At 71.1% G+C, this 23,372-nt stretch carries 17 protein-coding genes and 1 pseudogene; 6 read left to right on the forward strand and 12 right to left on the reverse strand.

Translation table 11 applies throughout. The annotated features are described in order from the left end of the window. Position 1: 1 nt before the first annotated feature. Positions 2 to 2,782, reverse strand: a complete 2,781-nt coding sequence (locus tag ACWGO0_RS26030; protein ID WP_453539726.1) for a GNAT family N-acetyltransferase — start codon at positions 2,780 to 2,782, stop codon at positions 2 to 4. Positions 2,783 to 2,876: 94 nt separating this feature from the next. On the opposite strand from ACWGO0_RS26030, the gene ACWGO0_RS26035 reads away from it, so the two are divergent. Continuing rightward, entirely contained in the window at positions 2,877 to 3,608 is a 732-nt protein-coding gene (locus ACWGO0_RS26035) for a siderophore-interacting protein (protein ID WP_453539729.1), read from the forward strand. Between the two features lie 17 nt (positions 3,609 to 3,625). Here the strand turns inward: ACWGO0_RS26035 and ACWGO0_RS26040 are convergent, their stop codons facing one another. The 6 genes and pseudogenes from ACWGO0_RS26040 to ACWGO0_RS26065 all read right to left on the reverse strand — a co-directional run bounded on the left by ACWGO0_RS26040 (position 3,626) and on the right by ACWGO0_RS26065 (position 11,998). Next, positions 3,626 to 5,191 (reverse strand): APC family permease, encoded by a 1,566-nt coding sequence (locus ACWGO0_RS26040; RefSeq protein WP_453539731.1) that lies wholly within the window; start codon positions 5,189 to 5,191, stop codon positions 3,626 to 3,628. 246 nt (positions 5,192 to 5,437) lie between these two features. Further along, complete coding sequence (locus tag ACWGO0_RS26045; RefSeq protein ID WP_453539734.1) at positions 5,438 to 6,901, reverse strand: aldehyde dehydrogenase family protein; 1,464 nt, start codon at positions 6,899 to 6,901, stop codon at positions 5,438 to 5,440. Continuing rightward, positions 6,898 to 8,637, reverse strand: coding sequence for an N-acyl-D-amino-acid deacylase family protein (locus tag ACWGO0_RS26050; protein ID WP_453539737.1), 1,740 nt, complete (start codon positions 8,635 to 8,637; stop codon positions 6,898 to 6,900). The genes ACWGO0_RS26045 and ACWGO0_RS26050 overlap by 4 nt, the downstream gene beginning before the upstream one ends. 388 nt (positions 8,638 to 9,025) lie before the next feature. Then, a pseudogene (locus tag ACWGO0_RS26055) lies at positions 9,026 to 10,144 on the reverse strand (LLM class flavin-dependent oxidoreductase); the annotation flags it as partial. Between the two features lie 111 nt (positions 10,145 to 10,255). Continuing rightward, positions 10,256 to 11,041, reverse strand: a complete 786-nt coding sequence (locus ACWGO0_RS26060) for an SDR family NAD(P)-dependent oxidoreductase (protein ID WP_453539740.1) — start codon at positions 11,039 to 11,041, stop codon at positions 10,256 to 10,258. A 12-nt stretch (positions 11,042 to 11,053) separates the two neighbouring features. Then, a complete protein-coding gene (locus tag ACWGO0_RS26065; RefSeq protein WP_453539743.1) occupies positions 11,054 to 11,998 on the reverse strand; it encodes an LLM class F420-dependent oxidoreductase in 945 nt (314 codons plus the stop codon). A 225-nt stretch (positions 11,999 to 12,223) separates the two neighbouring features. On the opposite strand from ACWGO0_RS26065, the gene ACWGO0_RS26070 reads away from it, so the two are divergent. Beyond that, the gene (locus tag ACWGO0_RS26070; protein WP_453539746.1) at positions 12,224 to 13,054 is read left to right on the forward strand and encodes a DUF6042 family protein; all 831 of its coding nucleotides are present in this window, start codon (positions 12,224 to 12,226) and stop codon (positions 13,052 to 13,054) included. On the opposite strand, the gene ACWGO0_RS26075 is transcribed toward ACWGO0_RS26070, so the two are convergent. Then, positions 13,015 to 13,419, reverse strand: a complete 405-nt coding sequence (locus ACWGO0_RS26075) for a MerR family transcriptional regulator (RefSeq protein WP_453539749.1) — start codon at positions 13,417 to 13,419, stop codon at positions 13,015 to 13,017. The two genes, ACWGO0_RS26070 and ACWGO0_RS26075, sit on opposite strands and share 40 nt — an antisense overlap. 68 nt (positions 13,420 to 13,487) lie before the next feature. Here ACWGO0_RS26075 and ACWGO0_RS26080 point away from each other — a divergent pair, with 68 nt between their 5' ends. Continuing rightward, positions 13,488 to 14,618 carry an alkene reductase gene (locus ACWGO0_RS26080; RefSeq protein ID WP_453539752.1) on the forward strand — a complete coding sequence of 377 codons (1,131 nt, stop codon included), beginning with the start codon at positions 13,488 to 13,490 and terminating at the stop codon, positions 14,616 to 14,618. 27 nt (positions 14,619 to 14,645) lie between these two features. Here the strand turns inward: ACWGO0_RS26080 and ACWGO0_RS26085 are convergent, their stop codons facing one another. The 3 genes from ACWGO0_RS26085 to ACWGO0_RS26095 form a co-directional block, all read right to left on the reverse strand. After that, on the reverse strand, positions 14,646 to 15,491 hold the full coding sequence (locus tag ACWGO0_RS26085; protein WP_453539755.1) for a M23 family metallopeptidase: 846 nt from the start codon (positions 15,489 to 15,491) through the stop codon (positions 14,646 to 14,648). Positions 15,492 to 15,631: 140 nt separating this feature from the next. Then, entirely contained in the window at positions 15,632 to 17,560 is a 1,929-nt protein-coding gene (locus ACWGO0_RS26090; RefSeq protein WP_453539758.1) for an AMP-dependent synthetase/ligase, read from the reverse strand. A gap of 139 nt (positions 17,561 to 17,699) precedes the next feature. Next, on the reverse strand, positions 17,700 to 18,977 hold the full coding sequence (locus tag ACWGO0_RS26095; protein WP_453539761.1) for an acetyl-CoA C-acetyltransferase: 1,278 nt from the start codon (positions 18,975 to 18,977) through the stop codon (positions 17,700 to 17,702). A 108-nt stretch (positions 18,978 to 19,085) separates the two neighbouring features. Here ACWGO0_RS26095 and ACWGO0_RS26100 point away from each other — a divergent pair, with 108 nt between their 5' ends. Then, complete coding sequence (locus ACWGO0_RS26100) at positions 19,086 to 20,420, forward strand: 3-oxoacyl-ACP reductase (protein ID WP_453539764.1); 1,335 nt, start codon at positions 19,086 to 19,088, stop codon at positions 20,418 to 20,420. Positions 20,421 to 20,425: 5 nt separating this feature from the next. Further along, positions 20,426 to 21,262, forward strand: coding sequence for a MaoC/PaaZ C-terminal domain-containing protein (locus tag ACWGO0_RS26105; RefSeq protein WP_453539767.1), 837 nt, complete (start codon positions 20,426 to 20,428; stop codon positions 21,260 to 21,262). 3 nt (positions 21,263 to 21,265) lie between these two features. Here ACWGO0_RS26105 and ACWGO0_RS26110 read toward each other — a convergent pair whose 3' ends face one another. Then, positions 21,266 to 21,883 carry a TetR/AcrR family transcriptional regulator gene (locus ACWGO0_RS26110; RefSeq protein ID WP_453539782.1) on the reverse strand — a complete coding sequence of 206 codons (618 nt, stop codon included), beginning with the start codon at positions 21,881 to 21,883 and terminating at the stop codon, positions 21,266 to 21,268. Positions 21,884 to 22,138: 255 nt separating this feature from the next. Here ACWGO0_RS26110 and ACWGO0_RS26115 point away from each other — a divergent pair, with 255 nt between their 5' ends. Beyond that, a complete protein-coding gene (locus ACWGO0_RS26115; protein ID WP_453539770.1) occupies positions 22,139 to 23,323 on the forward strand; it encodes an alpha/beta hydrolase family protein in 1,185 nt (394 codons plus the stop codon). Positions 23,324 to 23,372 lie beyond the last annotated feature (49 nt).

The following is a 23,372-nucleotide window of genomic DNA, read 5'->3' on the forward strand; positions in this document are numbered from 1 at the left end:
GTCACTCCTGAAGCGAGGTTGCGGGTCGCTCCAGGAAGGCCAGCCTCGCCCGCTTCTCCGGCTTGTCGACCTCCGGTCCGAGCGTGAAGCCCGCCCTGACCATCCGGGCGACCGCCCGCTCGTTGCGCGCGTCGGGCTCGACGACGACCCGCAGATGGTCCGGGTCGCTGAAGACATGGGCGACGAACACCGAGAGCAGCACGCCGGTGAAACCGGGCTCGGCCGTGTCGCTGGGACCCATCAGGAGGTGGACGCCGAAGTCACCGGGCAGCACTTCGTAGCACTCGGCGAGCGGGTCCTCGGCCGGTTCGTACGTCTGGTAGATCGCGACGGGGACGTCGTCCCGCAGGACCAGATAGCCGTGGTGCGTCGTGAGCGAGTCGAGGAAGGTGTACGCCTCCAGGACCTCCTCGCGGCTCGACCCGGTCATGCCCCAGAAGCGGGCGCGCTCCTCGCAGACCCAGCTGTGGATCAGGTCGACGTCGGCGTCGGGGACTATGTCGACGAGGCGCACGGTCCCGAAGCCGTCGACCTTCTGCTCGTACACGGTCTCGCGCCGGTCGGGTGCGGAGGGACGGGCTGCGGGATGTTCTGCGGGACGGGCTTCGGGGCGTGCTGCGGTCACTTCGGTTCTCTCCTCGGGTCGGTCGCGGTGCAGCAGATTCCAGTCGGTGACCACGGGGACGAGCCCTCCCCTTGTCCACAGCGGGAGTTGGTCGCGGTGGTGGGCGTCACCGGGTATCCCGGACGCACCGAAGGGGATCACCCACAGGCTGTCCTCGCGGCGCGCCAGGTCCCAGACGTAGCGGGCGGCGGGACCGCGGGCGCTGTGGTCGGTGATGCCGGGGACGCTGGAGGTGGACAGCACGCAGTCGTGGTCGCCCGCCAGGCCCGGCCTGCTCGCCTCCGGGTCGGGGTCGGTGCCCGGCCACGCCTGCCAGGGCGCGAGGCGGTGCACCTCGCCCCAGGGGCGGGGCGGGTTCCCTTCGCCGTACCGGGCAGCGACGGCCTCCACGGCCTCGGTGACGGCCGTCAACCGGTCCTGGTACGGGAAGAGCTGGTGGCCGATCAGCGTCTCCAGGGCGTACCCGACCCTCGGCACGGCGGCGAGCCAGGGGCGGAACAGCTCCGGGTACGCGGTGCTGCGGTAGGGGTCGGCGGCCCCCGTGAGGGAGGCCAGCGCGGGGTGGGCCGCCAGGCGGTGGACGACCTCCGCGCGCAGCGCCGAGTACAGCGTGGCGTCCGTGCTGTCGGCCTCCATGTGCCGGTCCCAGCTCAGCAGCCTGCCGCGCAGTCCCGCCGCCCCCGGGCTCAGCTCCGCCGCTTCGGCCAGCAGACCCAACAGCGGCCGGGCCGAGGCGAGACGGGTGTCGGTGTGGATACCCGCCATGCTCTCGACGGTCCAGCGCCCGCCCCCGTCGAGCAGTTCGCGGATGCGCTCGGCCCGGTGCACGGGGGCGAACTCGACGCCCAGCGGGGCGGCGAGGCCGCGCTCGTTGGCCATCACCGCCGTACCGCTCGCGTCGGCCCCCGACCCGGTGCGCGGCATGGGCGCGTGCTGGCCGCTCCAGGCGTACGCGGGGTCGTGGGCGGGGACGACGCGCAGCTGGTTCTCGCGCGGGCGCAGGGGTACGTACCCGGCGACCCGGTGCAGGGTCGCGCCGGTCGTGTCGGCGGCGAGCACGACGTTGACGGGTTCGACCCAGCCGTCGAGCGCGGCGTCGAGGTCGGCGACGTTGCGGGCCCGGAGGAGGGCGGGCAGCACATCGAAGCCGAGCGAGCCGGTGACGCGGGGCGGGTAACGGAGGCTGAGAGCTTCCGCTACCGCATCCGTACCGACGCCGCCGCCCGCGATCACGGGGCCGCGCCCGGTCTCGACGACCTCGACCGTCACCGGTTCGCCGCCCGCCACCTCGATCGTCTCGGTGTGCGCGTGGGCGGTCTCCCAGCCCTCGGCGCCGAGCGCCTCGACGCCGCCGTCCTCCGTACGCCGCAACTGCTCCCGGTACAGATCCTGGTAGTCGGCCATCGCGTTGGTGATGGCCCAGGCGACGCCGCCCGTGTGACCGAAGTGGGCGATGCCGGGGACCCCGGGGACGGCGAGGCCCACCACGTCGAACTCGGGGCAGGCCAGGTGGATCTGCTGGTAGACCCCGGGGTCCTCGATGAAGCGGTGGGGGTCGCCCGCGATGATCGGGGCGCCGGTGACGGTGCGTTCCCCGTTGAGGAGCCAGCCGTTGCTGCCGGAGGTGCCGGGACCGTCGGTCGCGAAGAGGGTGATCGCGTCGTCGCCGAGCCGTCGTGCGACCTCTTCGCGCCAGAGTTTCGTGGGGAAGCCCGCGAACAGGATGTGGGTGGAGAGCCAGACCCCGAGCGGTGTCCACGGCTGCCAGCGGCCGGGTTCCATCCCCGTGGCGGCGAACTCCGGTGCCGCGAGGGCCCCTTCGCCGAGTCCGGCGTTGACCCCGTCGACGTAGGCCGTCACCCAGGCCGCGGTCCCGGCGTCGAGGCGGTCGAAGCAGCGCCGGGCGGTGTCGTCGAGCCGGGCCTGCCGGGCGAACGTGTCCCAGGCCAGCGCCTCTTCACCGAGGAACGCGGCCGTGGTGCCCTGGAGCCGGTGGCGTTCGGTCTCGACCTGCCAGGCGCGGTCCGTCGCTGCGTTGTGGCCCTGCGCGCGTGCGAGCGCGAGTGCGCTCTCCGCCCGCAGGTGGGGTATCCCCCAGTCGTCCCTGAAGACTTCGAAACCGGCCTCCGAGGTCGTTGATCCGCCCACAGTCCCCATCTCCACTCCCCCGCCCCATCAATTTAGGTTAGCCTAACCTAAAGCGCCTACCTAAGAAGGCATGCCGGGGCAGGGGACAGGGAAGGGATCAGTCGTGGGTCATGGCTGGGAGGGCGTCGTCCTCAAGCTGATGCGGGGGCGCGATTTCACGTTCACCGTTACGGGGTCCGAGCAGGTCACCGAGGACTTCCGCCGGGTACACATGACGGACGGCGGGCTGCTCGCCGCGACCGGCGGCGCACACCCCACGATGTGGGTGCGCATCTGGTTCGAGCAGGCGGGGAAGCCCCACCAGCGCGCCTACACCCTGGTCGACCCTGACCCGGCCGCCGGCACGTTCAGTCTGGAATTCGCGCTCCACGACGGCGCCGCGAGCGACTGGGCCCGTACCGCACAGCCCGGCGACACCATCGACGCGACCCTCCAGGGCACCGGCTTCACCCTGCCCGATCCCGCCCCGGCCCGGCTGTTCGTGATCGGCGACACCGCGTCGCTCCCCGCGATCAACTCCCTGCTGGACGCGGTCCCGGGGACCCCGGCGACGATCTGGTTCGAGACGACGCACCCCTCCGACGAGAAGCTGCCGTTCCGCCTGGACCCGGCCCACCACACCCTGCACAAGGTCCCGCGCCGCGAGGCCGGCGCGCACCTGGTGGCCGAGGTGAAGGCGGCCCTGCCGGAGCTGCTCGGTGCCGACCCGTCCGACGCGTACGTCTGGATCGCCTGCGACACGGCGACGACCAGGTCCCTGTCCGCGTACGCGCGAAAGGACCTGGCCGTCCCCAAGGACCGCGTGAACGCCCTGGGTTACTGGCGCGCGGGCTGAGCCCCGCCATGCTCGGATCAGTCCGCGACGACCAGCGCCGGGGTCTCCCGCGTCAGCACCTCGCCGCGGAAGAACGCCGGGCTGCGGCGCTGCATCACGAGCATCAGCACGCCGCCGAGCAGCAGCAGTCCGACGGCGATGACGAAGACCGAGCCGACGCCGAGGACGGAGGAGCCGGAGCCGTACGCCGGGTCCCACATGTCGTACAGGGTCTTGCCGAAGACCGCGGTCAGCAGGACGCCGCCGAGGATCGGGCACAGGCCCTTGTAGACGAAGTCGCGGGCCGAGCGGAACAGCTCGCGGCGGAAGTACCAGGCGCAGGCGAACGCCGTGATCGAGTAGTAGAAGCAGATCATCAGGCCGAGGGCGTAGATCGTGTCGACGAGGACGTTCTCACTGACCAGGGTCATGACCGTGTAGAACGTGCCGGTCGCGACGCCCGCCGTGACCGTCGCGCGGCCCGGGGTCTTGAACCGCGGGTGGACCTTGGCGTACGAGGCGGGCAGGGCCTCGTACGAGGACATCGCCAGCACCGTGCGCGCCACCGGGATGAAGGTGGTCTGGAGGCTCGCGGCGGCCGACGCGAGGACAGCGACGAAGAGCAGGATGCCGAGTCCCGGGCCCATGACCGGGCCCGCGAGAGCGGCGAAGACGTTGTCGGAGGTCTCCGGGTTGGCGAGGCCGAGGCCGGTGTCGCCGGAGCCGACCATCATCTGGGCGGCGATGCCGGTGGCCAGGTACGAGCCGACGAGGACGACCATCGCGATGAGCGCGGCGCGGCCGGGGGTCTTGGCGCTGCCGACGGTCTCCTCGTTCGTGGTCATGCAGGCGTCCCAGCCCCAGTACATGAAGATCGAGAGCGACAGACCGGCCGTGAAGGCGGCGAAGGACTGCACCGCGAACGGGTTCATCCAGGACCAGGAGAAGTCCAGGCCCGTGTCGAACGCGCCGCTGCTCGCCTTCTGGAAGGCCATGACCACGAAGACCGCGAGGACCACGAGCTGGAGGCCGACCAGTGCGTACTGGATGCCCTTCGTGGCCGTCATCCCGCGGTAGCTGATGGCCGTGGCGACGGCGATCAGGACGAGACAGGTGAGGATGTGGACCGGCTTGCTGTCGTCCAGGGCGGCGACCGAGGCGCTGCCGCTGATCTCGCCCGCCAGGAGCCAGAAGTACGAGGTGGCGACGCCCGCCAGGTTGGACAGGACGATGATCGTCGCGATGACCAGACCCCAGCCGCACATCCAGCCGACGCGCGGGCCGAATGCCTTCACCGTCCAGGTGAAGGAGGTGCCGCAGTCGGGCATCACGCGGTTGAGCTCGCGGTACGCGAAGGCGACCAGCAGCATCGGCAGGAAGCCGGCCAGGAAGACGGCCGGCATCTGCACGCCGACCTCTCCGGCGGTGGAGCCGAGTGTGGAGGTCAGGCAGTACACGGGGGCGACCGTGGAAACGCCGATGACGGCGCTGCCCATCAGGCCCACGGAGTTGCCGCCGAGGCCCTTGCCGCGTACACCGCCGTCGGCAGGGGTGGTTCCCCGTACCGTGTCTCCGGCCTGTGGCCGCGCGTCGAGCTGAGTCATGGAGAGGACGTTAGGCGATGCGATATCCATATCCGGAGGGTGAGACTCCAGCGTCTCACCCTTCGATTGAAGATGAATATCCACCCAACCCTTCTTGAATTGAAGGCTCCGGGCGCGTCACACCTCTCGATGAATGGCCCGCGAGCAAGCGGAACCTCGTGCGAGAACCGCAGCACTGTCCGTTTTATGCCGATTCAAAAGTTTCCCGTACATGTCCGCAATACGAACAGATCCCCGTCCGCGCACTCAGCCGGGCCAGACGATCGCCTGCATCTCGCTGTACGCGTGCAGGGCGTACGAGCCGACATCGCGCCCCACACCACTCCTCTTGAACCCGCCGAACGGCGCCTCCATGTTCCGGCCGATGGTGTTCACGCCGACCCCGCCCGCGCGCAGCCGCCCGGCGATCCGGAAGGCCCGTGCGACATCCCCCGACCAGACGTAGTCGAGGAGTCCGTAGTCGCTGTCGTTGGCCAGGGCGATGCCCTCCTCCTCCTCGTCGAAGGGGACGACCACCACGACCGGGCCGAAGATCTCCTCCCGTACGACGCGCATGTCGTTCGTGCAGTCGGCGAGCAGGGTGGGCGCGACGTAGAAACCGCGGTCGAGACCGGCAGGACGCGCACCGCCCGCGACGACCCGCGCCCCCTCCTTCCTGCCCAGCTCGACGTACGACTCGACGCGGTCGCGGTGGTCGGCGGAGATGACAGGACCGACGACGGTGCCGTGCGCGGTCGGGTCCCCGACCTTCAGATACCCCGCGTACGCGGCCAGCTTCTCCACCAGCGCGTCGTAGACACCGCGCTGCGCCAGCACCCGGGTCGGGGCCGTACAGATCTGCCCGCTGTAGAACGAGAACGTCGTACCGATGCCCGCCACGGCCGAGTCCAGGTCGGCATCGTTCAGAACCAGCGCCGCGCCCTTCCCGCCCAGCTCCATCAGCTGCCGCTTCATCGAGCGCCCGCACACCTCGGCGATGCGCTGCCCGACGCCGGTCGAGCCGGTGAAGCTGACCATGTCCACATCGGGTGAGTCGACGGCGGCCTCGCCCGCCCCGGGGCCCGAACCGGTCACGACGTTGACGACGCCCGGCGGGATGCCCGCCTCTTCGAGGGCGGCGGCCATCGCGTAGACGGAGAGCGGGTCCTGCGGGGCCGGTTTCACGAGGACCGTGTTGCCCATGGCGAGCGCGGGGGCGATCTTCCCCGCCGCGTTGGCCCACGGGTTGTTGTACGAGGTGATGCAGGTGACGACCCCGACCGGCCGGCGGACGGCGAGCGCGCCGAAGACCCCGGCCCGCCCCATCGGACCGGCCTCGTTGATCTGCGGGCGGATCGCCTCCTCCACCGGCTCCAGCGCGCCCTTGGCGTACCGCCGGAAACGGGCCGCGCCGACGGCCACCTGCATGCCACCGGCCGTCCCCGTGGTCGCGCCGCTCTCCGCCGAGGCCAGCGCGGTGTGCGCGGCGGCGTCCCGCTGGATGATCCCGGCGGCCCGGTCGAGGATCGCGGCCCGTTCCTCGGGGCGGGTACGCGACCAGCCGGCGAAGGCTTCGCGGGCCGCCGCGGCAGCCGCGTACACCTGCTCGCGACTCGCCTCGGGGGCGAGACCGACGACGTCCTCGGTGGCCGGGTTGATCACCTCGTAGTGACCGTCGTCCGGCTCGACCCACCTACCACCGACGAAAAGACGCTGGGGGGTTCTGCTCATGATGTGCTCACCGTCCGGGTGTCGCGGCCGGAACGCAGCACCGTGCCCGGGACCGCCCCGGTCACCTTGTCGTCGCGCAGCGTCTCGACGCCGTTGACGCGGACGGACACGATGCCGATGGCCTTGGAGTCCAGGCGCGGGCTGTCGCCCGGCAGGTCGTGCACGAGGGTGGCGGGCCCGGCTTCGATGCGCTGCGGATCGAAGAGGACGAGATCGGCGTGGAACCCCTCCTGCACCCGCCCCCGCTCCCGCAGCCCGAAGAGCTGGGCGGGGTCGTCGGTGAGCATCTTGACGGCCTGTTCCAGGGGGACGAGTCTGCGCCCGCGCAGACAGTCGCCGAGGAAGCGCGTGGTGTACGGGGCCCCGCACATCCGGTCCAGGTGGGCGCCCGCGTCGGACCCGCCGAGCAGAACGTCCTCGTGCTCCCAGGTCCGCTGCCGCAGGGCCCAGGAGTCCGGGTCGTTGTCGGTGGGCATGGGCCACAGGACCGTACGCAGGTCGTCGGCGGCGCAGATCTCGACGAGGCAGTGGAACGGGTCGAGCCCACGCTCGGCGGCGATGTCCTTGACGACGCGCCCGCTGAGCCCTTCGTTCGCCGCGCTGTACGTGTCCCCGATGACGTACCGCCCGAAGTTGGCGAGGCGGCGGAAGACACCGGCCTCCTTGCTGTCGGCGCGGCGGAGCATCTCGGCGCGGGTGTCCGCGTCACGCAGCCGCTCGATGCGCTGCGGCACGGGGAGGGCGAGGATGTCTCCCCACCCGGGGATGAGGTTGAGGGCGCAGAAGGTGCCGAGCGACATGTTCATGGGCGTGAGGATCGGCATGGTGAGGGCGACGATCCGCCCGCCGGCGCGGCGGGCCCGTTCGCTGGGTATCAGCTGGCGGGGTACGCGTTCGGGGACGGCGGCGTCGATGGTGAGGACGTTCCAGTTGAGCGGCCGTCCGGCGGCGGCGGTCATGTCCACGAACAGCTCGATCTCCTCGTCGGAGAACTGATCGAGGCAGCCCGCGACGATGGCTTCGAGCTGGGTCCCCTCGTGTTCCCCAACGGCCCGGGAGAGGGCGAGCAGCTCTTCGGGCAGCGCGTGCCGCGAGGCGACCGGCTGCCCGTCGCCGTCGGCGTGGGTGGAGGACTGGGTGGTGGAAAGCCCCCAGGCCCCGGCATCCATGGCATCGTGAAGCAACCCGGTCATGGCGGCGAGCTGTTCACGGCTGGGCTGCCCCCCGACGGCATCCGCACCCATCACATGCCGGCGCAGGGCGCAGTGCCCGACCATGAACCCGGCGTTGACGGCGATCCGCCCCTCGAGGGCGTCGAGATACTCCCCGAAGCCGGACCAGGTCCAGTCGACGCCCTCCTCCAGCGCGGCGAGGGCCATGCCCTCCACCCGCGACATCATCCGCCGGGTGTAGTCGGCGTCCTCGGGCCGGTCCGGGTGCAGCGGCGCGAGGGTGAACCCGCAGTTGCCCCCGGCGACGGTGGTGACGCCGTGGTTCATGGAGGGCGTGGCGTACGGGTCCCAGAACAGCTGCGCGTCGTAGTGGGTATGCGGATCGACGAACCCGGGCGCGAGCACGAGCCCGGTCGCGTCCTCGCTGGTGACGGCGCCCTCGGTGAGGGTGCCCGGCTCGGCGATGACGGCGATACGGCCGTCGCGGATACCGAGATCGGCGACGTAGGCGGGAGCACCCGTACCGTCCACGACGGTCGCTCCGCGGATGAGGTGGTCGAGCATGACGGTTCGTTCCCTTCGTGGTGGGTGTGCCGCCGGGGTGCGCACGGGTTGGCCGCGGTACGCACCCCGGCGGCCGGGGCGACGGTCCGGGAAGACGCCGCCCGGTATGCGGGGGGGGGCGGGGCGGTGCCGGGGGCCCTGCGGGGCCTTTCCCCTACCCGCCCCTTCCCGAACTGGGGCTCCGCCCCAGACCCCGGTCCTCAAACGCCGGACGGGCTGAAAATCCAGCCCCGCCGCCCCACTTCCAGCCCCGCCGGGCTACCTTCAGCCCCGCCGGCGTTTGAGGCGCGGGGTCTGGGGCGGAGCCCCAGGTTCGGGAAGGGGCGGGTAGGGGAACAGCCCGCCGCAGGCGCCCCCCCCCCCCCCCCCCCCCCCCCCCCAACCCCCCGGCCCCCGCCCGGAACCGACTCGTCCGATGGACAGGATCCGTGTCGATCTTCGGAATCACGTGCTCACCGATCAGCTTGATCGAGTTCAGCGTGTCCTCGGGCGAAATCCCGATCGGCAGCCCGAAGCTCAACTGATCCGCCCCCGCCTGCTCCCACCGCCGGCACTGCTTCAGCACCTCGTCCGGATCCCCACAGATCATCAGCTCCTCGGCGATCAGCAGCTCGATGATCTCCTCGGAGTACTCCGGCAGCAGCTCCGGCCACTCCGGAACCCCGTCCGGCCGAGGAAACGTGTCGTGGTAGCGGAACAACAGCGACTGCAGATAGTTCAGCCCGCCGCTCACCGCGATCTCCACAGCCTTCGCATGCGTCTCCGCACAGATCGCCGTCGACGTCACCATCACGTTGTCGTTGACGAAGTCCCCGACCGCCACGGCCTCCTTCACGGCCGTCTTGTACGACTCGACGACCCACTCCATGTCGGCGACCTTCTGCACGCTGAAGCCCAGCACGCCGAGCCCCTTCTTCGCCGCCATGGCGTACGAGGACGGCGACCCGGCCGCGTACCACATGGCGGGGTGCGACTTCCCGTACGGCTTCGGCAGGATCTTCCGCGGCGGCAGCGACCAGTGCTTGCCCTGGAAGCCGACGTACTCGTCCTGGAGCCACATCTTGGGGAACTCGGCGATGGTCTCTTCCCAGAGTTCCTTGGTGTGGTTCATGTCGGTGATGCCCGGCATGAACCCCAGGATCTCGTGGCTGCCGGCCCCCCGCCCCGTACCGAATTCGAAGCGCCCCTCCGACAGGTGGTCGAGCATGGCGACCTTCTCGGCCACCTTCACCGGATGGTTGACGGGGGCGAGCGGGTTGAAGATGCCGGACCCCAGGTGAATCCGGTCGGTGGCGTGCGCGAGGTAGCCCAGGTACACATCGTTGGCGGAGAGGTGCGAGTACTCCTCCAGGAAGTGGTGCTCGGAGGCCCAGGCGTACTTGAAGCCGGACTTGTCCGCCTGGATGACGTACTCGGTCTCCTCGATCAGTGCCTTGTGCTCTGCCTCGGGATCTACCTTGGCGCGCGCCGCAGGCACGTACCCCTGCACAAAGAGCCCGAATTCCACGGAGGTTCACCGTCCTCAATCATTTCTGACACACCGTCAGTTCACGATGCGACCGACTGTTCCACCGACCACTCGACCCGTCAATACCTGACGCTCCGTCAGCTACCGGGCTCAGAAGAGACTGACCCCTGCCAGCCACCCCCCATCGATGACGAACGGCTGCCCCGTGATGTACGAGGAGTCCTCGGAGCTCAGGAACAGCGCGAGCGCCGCCACCTCCTCCGGCCGCCCGATCCGCCCGAGCGGCACGAGCTTGCGGTACAGCTCGGCCACGGCCGCGCCGGTCACCTCGGGATCGGCCGACGGGTCCAGAGCGGCCGGATTGGTCATAGGGGTGTCCACGGCCCCGGGACACACGGCATTGACCCGGATCCCTTTCCCCGCCAGCTCCAGCGCGGCCACCTTCGTCAGCCCGACGACCGCGTGCTTGGTGGCGGCATAGGCGCCGACGAAGGCCATGCCCGTGAGCCCGGTGTACGAGGCGGTGTTGACGATCGTCCCGCCGCCCGCGGCCTCGATCTCCGGGGCGACGGTCTTGATCCCCAGGAAGGCCCCGACCTGGTTGACCTGCACGATCTGCTGGAACTCCGCCAACGGCGTACTCACCAGCTCGTTGAAGCGCAGAATCCCCGCGTTGTTGACCAGCCCATCGATCTTCCCGAAGGCACCCTTCGCCACCTCAACGGCGGCCTGCCACTCCTCCTCGCAACTCACATCCAGATGCACGAACCGCGCAGCGTCGTCCCCCAACTCCTTCGCCAGCGCCTCCCCCTGCTCATCGAGCACGTCGGCGATCACCACCCGCGCCCCTTCGGCGACGAAGAGCCGCGCCTCCTGCTCGCCCTGCCCGCGCGCCGCACCGCTGATGAACACGACACGTCCGTCCAGCTTGCCCATGGCCCGGTCTCCCTACCTGTCGAGATGAGGTGCGACCTCGGCGGCGAACGCCGCCATCTGGTCGGTGAGTTCGTCACGGCCGCGGCTGCGGAACCGCACCTGGATCTGGTGGACGCCCATCGCCGCGTACTCGCGCAGCGACTCGGCGATCACCTCCGGCTTCCCGGTGAGGGCACGCCTGCCCACGGCCCAGTCCGGCTCGCCGACGTAGAGCGGCTCGGTGATGGCCCCGACGACGATCGGCTCCTCGACCCCGGCCTCCTCGCGCAGGGCGAGCAGCCTGGCGATCTGTGCGGGCAGCCTGCTCCTCGGATCGCCCTGCGGCAGCCACCCGTCACCGCGCACGGCCGCCCGCCGGACGGCGGCGGGCGAGGACCCACCGACCCAGACGGGCACCCGTTCCTGCGCAGGACGCGGCAACTGCCCGAGCCCGCCGAAGGAGAACCGCTCCCCGGCGAACTCCGGATACTCCGCCGGCCCCAGCGCGGCCTTCAGCGCGTCGACGCTCTCGTCGAGCAGCCCCCCGCGCCCGTCGAAGTCGACCCCGAGCGCCTCGAACTCCTCGCGCACATGCCCGGCCCCCACCCCGAGAATGAGCCGCCCGCCACTGAGGTGGTCGAGCGTGGCGTACTGCTTGGCGGTGACGAGCGGATGCCGCAGCCCGACGACGGCGACATGGCTCATCAGCAGGACCCGCTCGGTGACCCCAGCGAGGAACGACAGGGTGGCCACGGGGTCGTACCAGACCGTGCTCATGGCCTCGGCGAGCCGGGGCGGCACCCCGACGTGATCACAGCAGGCCAGGTAACCGAACCCGGCCCGGTCGGCGGTACGGGCGATCTCGGCGAGGTCGTCCGGGGTGGCCCCGGCCTCCCACCTCTCCGCGTAGATGGTGCTCTGCGACTGGATCGGCAGCTGCATTCCGTACGACAGCGGCCCGGCGGGCAGTATCGGCACCGACCGGCCTCCTTCCCTGACTGACCTGACGTCCCGTCATATGACGAGCGGGGCCATCGTCGTACCTGACGCCCCATCAGGCAAGGGAAGTTGCGTATCCCCCGCCCGCTCCGGCGGAGCCGGAAGGCGTGACCACCGGGCCTCGTTCGCCGTTCACCCGGGAAAGGCCGGTCCGGCGTTGCCGGTCGGGCGTACGTCCCGTAAGTAGCCTTGCTGGAGGACACGTTGACCATCGGACAGGACCTCACGAGCACCCCCGACTCCGCACGGGACGCCTTCTCCCTGCACTCCGACTGGTTCGGCAGCCGGTGGTCCTGGGTGCTCCCCCGCGATCAGTCGTTCATGGTCGCCGTGATCCTCGCCTCGGCCGCCGACCACGGCGTCGAAGGCTCGCTCGACGACATCACGCGCGCGATTCTCGGCGACAGCTTCAGCGGCTTGTTCGAGGATCTGGAGCACGGCTGGGACGCACCGGTGCGCTGGCTGCGCGACGAGGACTTCGAGGACCCCGAGGAGGGGGAGACCGAAGAGCAGCTACGCGCCTCGGCGGTCGCGCATCAGGCTCTCTGCGAAGGCATGTTGCGCGCGGCCGGCGCCCCCGTACCCACCACGCTGCGCGAACTCGTCGACGCGATGGCCGCCCTCGGCATCGTGTCCAGCGGCGAGGGCCGCTGGTCCATGCCCGAGCTGCTTCCCCGTCCCGAGGACACCCTCGCCATGCCGGCGGAGATGGCTGCCGAGTTCCGGGCGTACCGCCGCCGGAGTGCACTGACACCGTTCCGGAACGCCCTGCTCCGCCACCTGACCGACGGCCTCGGGTACCCGGAGGAGCTGTTCACCTCGCTCGACCGCCTGTCCACGGCGACGGGGGTGGATGTCACCGATCTCCGCCCGGCCCTGGACTCCGTCGTCGAGGACGGCGACATCCGGCTGTACCGGGGAACGCCCCGCAGTCCCGTCGCGGCCCAGAGCCTGGCCGGGCATACGCGCTTCCACCTCGTGCCGGACTGGGACCACTACTCCGCGGACCGGCTCCAGGTCGTCCGCGGCGACTGAGCCGAATCACTGTGCACTGCCGTGTCGATGACCTCGTTCAGGACGTCGCGCGAGCGGATCAGGTCGTTGATCATTCGGTCGATGCGGTCCCGTTCCGCCATGAGGTCGTCGACCAGCCGTGGAGTGGCGATCTCGCTCGGGGCGCCATCCGTGTCCCGCATGCAGGGGAGCAGCTGCGCGATCTTCTTGCTGTTCAGCCCCGCGGCGTAGAGCGCCTGGATGCGGATGACGCGGTCGACCGCCCAGTCGCCGTAGTCGCGCTGGCCGCCTGGGGTGCGCTCGGGCCTCAGCAGGTCCTGTGTCTCGTAATAGCGCAGGGAACGCTCGCTCACCCCGGTGCTCCGGGCCAGTTCACCGATCCGCATGCCCCACCTCGCCTGCCGCCGAATCCGGACTTGAACCTGACACTGATGTCAGGTTCTACGGTACCGGCATGACGACCTCGCCTGCTGAATCCCGTGAATCCCGCCTCTTCGAACCTGCCCGCATCGGCGCACTGCGCCTGCCGAACCGTCTGGTGATGGCGCCGATGACCAGGAACCGCGCAGCGGCGGACGGTGTCCCCCTGCCGATCATGGCCGACTACTACGAGCAGCGTGCATCCGCCGGGCTGATCATCGCGGAGGCATCCACGCCGAACGCCGTCGGGCAGACCTACCCCAACATCACCGCGATTCACAGCGAGGCACACGTCGCCGGGTGGCGGCGTGTGACCGATGCCGTGGGCGCCGCGGGCGGCCGGATGTTCCTGCAGCTGCAGCACGGCGGCCGGGTCGGCCACCCCGACAACAGCGGGCTGACCCCGGTCGCGCCCTCGCCCGTCCCGCTCCCGGACACGATCTTCACCCCGGGCGGGCACCAGGCAGCCGTCGTGCCGCGCGCGATGAGCGTCGACGAGATCCGCTCCACCGTGGCGGACTTCGCCGCCGCTGCCCGCAAGGCCGTCGACGCGGGTTTCTCCGGAGTGGAGGTGCATGCCGCCAACGGCTACCTCCTGCACCAGTTCCTCGCGAAGGGCACCAACCACCGCACCGACGCCTACGGCGGCTCCGTGGCCAACCGCATCCGGTTCGTGGCCGAGGTGGTCCGAGCCGTCGCAGACGCCGTCGGGCCCGAGTGGGTGGGCGTGCGGATCGCGCCCGGGCTCACCGTGAACGGCATCGAGGAGGGCGACACCGAGAGCATCTACCCGGCACTCGTCGATGCCCTGGCGGACATCGGCCCCGCCTACCTGCATGTCGTCTTCGCCGACCCGGACCAGCCGCTCTTCCGGAGCATCCGCAAGAGCTGGCCGGGCACGCTGATCGCCAACCCGGTGCTGGGATGGGGAGGACCGCTGCCCGCCGACGGCGGACGGCTCGCGGGCGAGCGGCTGCTCGACGCCGGAGCCGACCTGATCTCCCTCGGCCGTTCGTTCCTCGCCAACCCCGACCTGGTCGAGCGGCTGCGCCTCGGCGCACCGCTCAATCCCGTACGGGACCAGGGGCTGATGTACACGGGTGGCGAGACCGGCTACACCGACTACCCCGTACTGGCCGCGACGCGGGAACCGGCGGACGCCTGACGTCCGGATCGGCGGGACGACCCGGCCTCAGCAGTTCGGGATCACCGTGCCGTTGTTGTCGCGGGCCTCGTCGTTGCCCCAGCGGGAGAGGTAGTACGCGGAGACGTACGCCCCGTAGCCGTTCTTGCCCGCGTACACCGTGTCCAGGTCCGTCTTCAGCCACCAGTGGTTGTAGCTGCCGCCCGAGCCGATCTGCTGGCCCCAGACCTTGCAGTAGACGTAGTTCGTACCCGCGTTGAGCACCCCCTGCGCGTCGGAGGTGTTGGCCGCCGCGTAGCCCGTGGCGTTGGCGAACGTGTCGACCCAGTACTTGCCGCCACCGCCCCCACCGCAGCCGTTGTCGCTGGTCAGGTACTTGCTGTAGTACGAGCCGGGGTACGGGGCGAGTGACTGACCGTTGATCACGATGCTCTGGCCGACGCCGTTGTACAGCTGCTCGTAGTGGATGTGGGCGCCCGAGCTGTTGCCGGTGGAGCCGGTGACCCCGATCTGCTGGCCCTGGGAGACCTGGGCTCCGTTGGCCACGGAGTACGAGGCCAGGTGGAAGTAGTACGTCTTCCAGCCGCCGCCGTGGTCGATGGCGATGTAGTTGCCCGCGCCGGTCGGCTGCGAGTAGCGGTAGGCGGTGCCGCCCGAGGAGGCGAGTACGGCCGAACCCGCCGTGGCGCCGCCGTCCGTGCGGACGAAGTCGAGGGCCTGTCTGACCTCCGCCGAGTGGTGGCTGTAGGTCCATTGCTGACCGCAGCCGAAGGGCGCCTTGAAGTTCGGTGCCGCGGCGGCGGGGGTCGCGGTGGCCGTGACGGCGAGGAGGCCCGCGAGGAGGGAGAGCAGGGCCAGCAGGGAGATACGTATCGAGCGCGTACGCGTGCGCATTCATCCTCCGAGACGAAGCATGGGGGGAAGGCGGGCATCAATCCGCGTTGAACGGACTCAAGAGTGCCGGAACTTCCGCTGCCCCGACAGACCCAAAAGGCGGGCCCAACTGGGCCCGCCCATAAGGGAGTCGGCGGATATCAGTGCTTTCGGTACAGCTCCTCGATCTCCGCCCCGAAGTCCCTCGCGATCGCCTCCCGCTTCAGCTTCAGGGAAGGCGTCAGATGGCCGCTCTCCTCCGTGAAGTCGACCGGCAGCACGGCGAACTTGCGGATCGACTCCGCGCGCGACACCAGCCGGTTCGCCTCGTCCACCGCGCGTTGCAGGGCTGTGCGCAGTTCCTCGTCGTTCACGAGGTCCCGCATGGGGATGTCCTGCTTCTTGCGCATCTGGCGCCAGTGCGCGAGGCCGTCCGGTTCCAGGGTGATCAGTGCGGTGATGAACGAGCGGTTGTCGCCGACCACCATGCACTGGCCGACCAGCGGGTGGGCGCGCAGCCAGTCCTCCAGCGGGGCCGGGGTGACGTTCTTGCCGCCGGTCGTGATGATGATGTCCTTCTTGCGGCCGGTGATCGTGAGGTAGCCGTCCTCGTCGAGCGCGCCCAGGTCACCGGTGGCGAACCAGCCGTCGTCCAGGTTCGGGACCGCGTCGCCGCTTTCGGGGTTCCAATAGCCCTGGAACACCTGGCCGCCGCGCAGCAGGATCTCCCCGTCGTCCGCGATCCGTACGGCGGTGCCGGGCAGCGGCCAGCCGACCGTGCCCAGGCGGGGCTTGAGGGGCGGGGTCACCGTGTGGGCCGCGGTGGTCTCCGTAAGGCCGTACCCCTCGAAGATCTCGATGCCCGCGCCCGCGTAGAAAGCGGCGAGCCGGTGGCCCAGCGGGGAGCCGCCGCAGATCGCGTACCGGACGTGCCCGCCGAGCGCGGCGCGGATACGGCGGTAGACCAGCGGGTCGTAGAGGGCGCGGGCCATGCGCAGGCCGAGTCCGGGTCCGGGGCCCGTGCCGTGTTCTGCGGCCTCGATCGCCTCGCCGTAGCGCTGGGCGATCCGGGCGGCCCGGTCGAAGGACGAGGCGCGGCCCATCTTCTCGGCCGTGGCCCGGCCGGTGTTGTAGACCTTCTCCAGGACGTACGGGATCGCCAGCAGGAACGACGGCTTGAAGCCGGCGAGGTCGGCCAGCAGGTCCTCGGTCTGGATGGAGGGGGCGTGGCCCAGGCGGACCCTCGCCCGCAGACAGCCGATGGCGACCATGCGGCCGAAGACGTGGGAGAGGGGGAGAAAGAGGAGCGTGGAGGCCGGGTACTTGGAGACGGACTTGAACACCGGGTGGAGCAGTTCGATGGCGTTGTCGACCTCGGCGAAGAAGTTGCCGTGGGTGAGGACGCAGCCCTTGGGGCGGCCCGTGGTGCCCGAGGTGTAGATAAGGGTGGCGGGGCTGTCGGGTTCGAGGGTGGCTCTGCGGGCGGTGACGGCCTCGTCGGGGACGTCCTTGCCGAGGGACTTGAGCCGGCCGATGGATCCGGTGTCGAACTGCCAGAGGTGTTCGAGGTCGCCGAGTTGCTTGCGCTCCTGGCTGATCAGTCTGCCCTGTTCCGTCGTCTCCACGGCGCAGGCGACGGCGCCGGAGTCCTGGAGGATCCAGCGCGCCTGGAACGCGGACGAGGTGGGGTAGATGGGCACGGTGACAAGCCCGGCGGCCCAGGACGCGAAGTCGAAAAGCGTCCACTCGTAGGTCGTACGGGCCATGATCGCGACCCGGTCACCGGCCTGGAGGCCCTCCGCGATCAGCCCTTTGGCGACGGCCGTCACCTCGGCGGCGAACTCGGCGGCCGTCACGTCCTGCCAGCTGTCGTCGGGCTGCTTGCGGCTGAGCACCGCCTCGGCCGGGGCCTCGCGGGCGTTGTCGAAGGGGATCTCGGCGAGTGAGCCGCGCCGGACGGGCGGGGCGAACGCGGGTACGGAGACTTCTCGTACCGTTCCGTCGGCTGCCCTGACCTTGGTCGGCTCGACGAGCACGGGGCGGGAGAGGGAGCGGGAAGGGGTGACGGGTGCGGAGGCTGGCGTGGACACGTGCGGCTCCTCATCAGGGGTCGGGCGGGGCGGTCGCCGGGTCCGTCCGACGGCCGTTTCGTCCTTGATCGCCGGACGGGGTCGGTGCAAGTGGAAATGGAAATGGAACTGGAATCGGCCCGGATGTGCGGCCCGGTCGTCAGGGGCGCTCCAGGATCGCGGTGACTCCCTGCCCGCCCGCGGCGCAGATCGAGATCAGGCCGCGGCCCGGGGCGTCCCGTTCCGCGAGGAGCTTGGCGAGCGTGGCGACGATCCTCGCGCCGGTCGCCGCGAACGGGTGGCCGGTGGCGAGCGAGGACCCGGCCACGTTGAGCTTGTCCCGGTCGACGGGGGCCAGGCCCTGCTTCTCCCAGGCCGCGAGCGTGGCCAGCACCTGGGAGGCGAACGCCTCGTGGATCTCGAACAGGTCGAAGTCCTCGATGCCGAGCCCGGCCCGCTCCAGCATGCGGGGCACGGCGTAGGCGGGCGCCATCAGCAGCCCGTCCTCACCGTTCACGTAGTCGACGGCCGCCGTCTCGTAGAGGGAGAGGTACGCGAGCGGCTCCAGCCCGCGCCGCTCCGCCCACTCCTCGCTCGCCAGCAGGACCGTGGCGGCCCCGTCGGTGAGGGGTGTGGAGTTGCCCGCCGTCATCGTCGCGTCCGGGTGGCCGGCGCCGAACACCGGTTTCAGGGTGGCGAGTTTCTCCACCGTGGAGCCGGGGCGCAGGTTCTGGTCGCGGGCCAGGCCGCGGTGGGGGACGACGAGGTCGTGCAGGAATCCCCGCTCGTACGCGGCGGCGAGCCGCCGGTGACTGGTGGCCGCCAGCAGGTCCTGGTCCTCGCGGCTGATGTCCCACTGCCGCGCGGTGACCGCCGCGTGCTCGCCCATGGAGAGGCCGGTGCGGGGTTCGGCGTTGCGCGGGATGTCCGGGACGAGATGCCGGGGGCGTACACCCGCGAGTGCCTTGATACGGCCGCCCGTCGACTTCGCCCGGCGGGCCGCGAGCAGGATGCGGCGCAGCTCGTCGTTGACGCCGAGGGGCGCGTCGCTCGTGGTGTCGGAACCGCCCGCGATCGCCGAGTCGACGGCGCCGAGCGCGATCTTGTTGGCGGCGGCGACGACCGCCTGGAGGCCGGTGCCGCACGCCTGCTGGATGTCGTAGGCGGGGGTACGGGGGTCGAGGGCCGAGCCGAGGACGGTCTCCCGGGCCAGGTTGAAGTCCCGGCTGTGCTTGAGGACCGCGCCCGCGACGAACTCGCCGACCTGCTGCCCCGCCAGACCGAACCGCTCGACGAGTCCGTCGAGCGCGGCGGTGAGCAGCTGCTGGTTGGAGTCCTCCGCGTACGGGCCGTCGGAGCGGGCGAACGGGATGCGGCTGCCGCCGATGACCGCCACCCTGCGCGGCTGCGGGAGTGCGAGGGGGATCACCTTCGTCAACGCGACCAGCTCGTCTCGACCGTTCTCGGGCAGCTCATCTCGACCTACTCCTGACCCTTGAGTAACCTTACTTGGGAGTAAATCTACGACTGAGCAGGAGTCTGGACAATGGCCGACCGCTATCTGCACCTCACCGGCACAGCACCCGGCCGATTCCTGACCCGCAGGCTCGGCCTGCCGCAGCCCGCACCCCTGCGCCGCTGGTCCCTGGAGACCCCTTCCCTGGACGGCCCGGTCCTGCACCTCACCGCGGGCCCCTCGGCCATCACGGACGAACTCGGCGCCCTCCTCGCCGGAACCGGCCTCACCATTACGGACGGGTCCGACCGGGCCGCCCGCCCCGTCGGCATCGTCGTGGACGCGACCGCCGTCACCACCGCCGCCGGACTCGGCGAGGTCCACGCGACCCTGCACCCCGTCGTGCGGTCCCTCGCCCCCGGCGGCCGGATCGTCGTCATCGGCGCCCGGCCCTCCCCCGACGACCACCACCAGGCGGCGGCCCAGCAGGGACTGGAAGGGTTCGTACGTTCCCTGGGCAAGGAGACCGGCAAGGGCGCCACCGCCCAACTGCTCCGGATCGCCCCCGGAAGCGAGGGCGTCGCATCGGCCGAGTCCACGCTGCGCTTCCTGCTCTCCCCCAAGTCCGCGTACGTCAGTGGCCAGGTCGTCGAACTCACCGCTGCCGCCCCCGACCCGGTGCCCGACTGGACCGCACCCCTCGCCGGCCGCACCGCGCTCGTCACCGGAGCCGCCCGCGGCATCGGCGCCTCGGTCGCCTCCGTGCTGGCCCGGGACGGCGCCCGGGTGATCTGCCTGGACATCCCGCAGTCGAAGGACGAACTCGCCCGCACCGCCGACCGCTTGGGCGCCACCGCACTGCCCCTGGACATCACCGCACCCGACGCCGCCGACCGCATCGCGGCAGCCGCGCCGGACGGTCTCGACATCCTCGTCCACAACGCGGGCATCACCCGCGACCGCCGGCTCGCCAACATGCCCGCCGAACGCTGGGCATCCGTCATCGAGGTCAACCTCGACAGCGTGCTGCGCACCACCGACGCCCTGCTCAAGGCGGGCACGGTCAACCGCGGCGGCCGGATCGTCGCCACCGCGTCCATCGCCGGGATCGCGGGCAACAACGGCCAGACCAACTACGCGGCCAGCAAGGCAGGCATCATCGGCCTGGTCCGCTCCCTCGCCCCGCGCGCCGCCGCCGACCACGGCGTCACGGTCAACGCGGTCGCCCCCGGCTTCATCGAGACGAAGATGACGGCAGCCGTGCCGTTCTTCATCCGGGAGGCGGGCCGCCGTATGAACTCCCTTTCCCAGGGCGGACTTCCGGTCGACGTGGCCGAGGCGACGGCATGGTTCGCACAGCCCGCGTCCAGTGCCGTCAACGGCCAGGTCCTGCGGGTCTGCGGCCAGAGCCTGCTGGGGGCGTGACGGGGATGTCGAGCCCGATCGCTTCCCTGGTACGCGGGGCCGTCACCTCCCCCTTCAAGCGGGCCGGCCGCCCCGGCGCCGAGCTGCCCGCCACCCGGATCACCCTCCCGCCCGCACCCGTCGCACCCGGCCACCTCGCCGCGTACAGCAGGATCTGCGGCTTCTCCGAGTCGGGCGCGCTGCCCCTCACGTACCCCCACGTCCTGGGCTTCGCCCCGGCGATGCGGCTGATGACGGGCCGGGACTTCCCGCTGCCCGTCGTCGGGCTCGTCCACACGTGGATCGAGATCACCCGCCACCGCACCCCGCACCCGGCCGACGCGCTCGAACTCACGCTGTACGCGCAGGAGTTGGCCCCTCACCGGCGGGGCACCGAGGTCACCGTGGTGACGGAGGCGCGGCTCGCGGGTGAGCTGCTGTGGGAGTCACGGAGCGGCTATCTCTCCCGCCACGCGACGACGCACCCCACGGAGACCCCCGCATCCGAGCCCGCCCCGCCCCCCGCCGCCCTGCCAGCCGTGGCCGAGTGGCAGCTGCCGGCGGATCTCGGGCGGCGGTACGGCGCCGTGTCCGGCGACCGCAACCCGATCCACCTGTACCCGCTCACCGCCAGGCCGTTCGGCTTCCCCCGGGCCATCGCGCACGGCATGTGGACCGTCGCCCGCTGCCTCGCCGAGGCCGACGAACCGGGCCGGATCCGGCATGTACGGGCCGACTTCAGGGCCCCCGTCCTGCTGCCGTCCACCGTGACGTACGCGGCGGACGGTGCGGGCCGCGACGTCGAACTGCGCGGCGCAACCGGCCGCGTCCACCTCACCGGGACGGTGACCCGGGACGCGTAAGCGCTACGGCTGAGGCTGCCAGGGACGGCCGTGCATCAGGTTCTCCAGGCCCGCCCAGGAGAAGTTCATCAGGGTGGCCGCGGCCTCCTTCGCCGAGACCCCTGGGGTGTCGTTCGCCCACCCGGCCAGCGCCTCGGCGGCCCCCACGAGAGCCTGCGCGAGCCCCGCCACATCCCGGTCGGGCAGCGCGGGATCGTGGTGCGCCTCGCGCGCCGCGGCCCCGATCAGACCCGTCACGAACGCAACGATCTCGTCCCGCATCACGACGACCTCGGTGGCGAACGGCTCCCCGTGCGTCCGCGCCTGACGGTGCAGGACCGCCCAGCCGTCCGGGTTCTCCGCGGTGTGCGTGAAGAACGCCCGCAGTCCGGCCCACAGTTGCCGGTCGGCCGGCAGCCCCGGCTCCGCCCCCGCCCGCACCGCCTCCACCAGCGCCTTTGCCTCGCGGCGGATACAAGCGGTGAAGAGTTCCTCCTTGGAGTTCAGGTACAGATAGACCAACGGCTTGGACACACCGGCCAGCTCCGCGATCTCGTCCATCGACGCGGCCCGGTAGCCGAGCTGCCCGAACGTCCGCACCGCGGCGTCCATCATCTGCTGCTCACGCACCGCGCGTGGCATCCGTTTGCTCTTCACAACACCCACGACATAATCCTCCCACCCCCGGCTGAGCCACTCCTCGGCAAGAGTATGTCGCGGGTCCCGCACCCGCCGTACGCACAGCACTGCCCCGCTGGCCGAAAGCGACCCCCGCGCGACACCGTCGCCCCTGACGCGCATAGGGGTGCGACGGTCCCCGCGCTCACTCCACAGGCGGAGACGCCTTCCGCCCGGTGACCGATGTGGTGCCACGACCGCCCTCCTAGCGTGGAACGCATGATCAGTCACCGCAGCCGGACAGCAGCAGTCGCGGCGCTCGCCGTCACCATGCTCCTCGCGACCCCCGCCACCGCGGCCACCGCCTTATCGGCACCGGCCGCCGCCGGAGCCGTCTCCTCCACCCCGTCACTGGAACTGCCCCGCCCGACCGGCCCGTACCCGACCGGCCGCGACACCCTGCACCTGACCGACAGGAGCCGCAGCGACCCCTGGGTCCCCGAGGCGGGCGCACGGCAGTTGATGGTGTCGCTCAACTACCCCGCGCGCCCGGGCACCGGCGGCAGAACCGCGTCGTACATGACCGGGGAGGAAGCCAGGCTGCTGATGGAGGCCAAGGGCCTGGAGGACGAATTCCCCCCTGCCGTGGTCGCCGGCACCCGCACCTACTCCCGCACGGATGCCCGCCCCGCGCCGGGCCGCTTCCCGCTGGTGGTGCTCTCCCCCGGGTTCAGTACGCCGCGTACCACCCTCACCGGCCTCGCCGAGGAGCTGGCGAGCCGCGGATACGTCGTGGCGACCGTCGACCACGCCTACGAGTCCACCGGCACGGCGTTCCCCGGCGGGCGGATGCTCACCTGCGTCGCCTGCGACCGGCTCAAGGGGACCGGACGGGAAGGTATGAAACGGGTGTCCGAGGGCCGGGCCGCGGACCTCTCGTTCGTCCTCGACCGGCTGACCGGGCGCCACCCGGCCTGGCGTCATACCGGCTCGATCGACCGGCACCGGATCGGCGTGGCAGGCCACTCCATCGGCGGGAACGCCGCCGCTTCGACGATGGCCACCGACCCGCGCGTGGACGCCGGCGTCAACATGGACGGCACGTTCGCCGACCCGGTCCCCTCCTCCGGCCTCGACGGCCGGCCGTTCCTGATGCTCGGCTCGACCGTCGACCACAGCCCCGGCGGGGACGACACCTGGGACAGCGGCTGGCCTTCCCTGGACGGCTGGAAGCGCTGGCTGACGGTCGACGGTGCCGGCCACTTCTCGTTCACGGACGTCCCCGTGCTCGCCCAGCAACTGGGCGTCGAGGACCCCGAGACCCCGATCTCCGGGGACCGCGCGAGCCGGATCACCCGGGACTACGTCACGGCCTACTTCGACCAGCATCTGCGCGGCATCCACCAGCCGCTCCTGGACGGCCCGACACCGGGCAACCCGGAGGTCGGGTTCGTCAGTCCCTGACGGAACAGCCTGACGACGCACGAGTGCCCCGGACCGAACGGTCCGGGGC

The sequence above is a fragment of the Streptomyces sp. NPDC055749 genome (assembly GCF_053617235.1).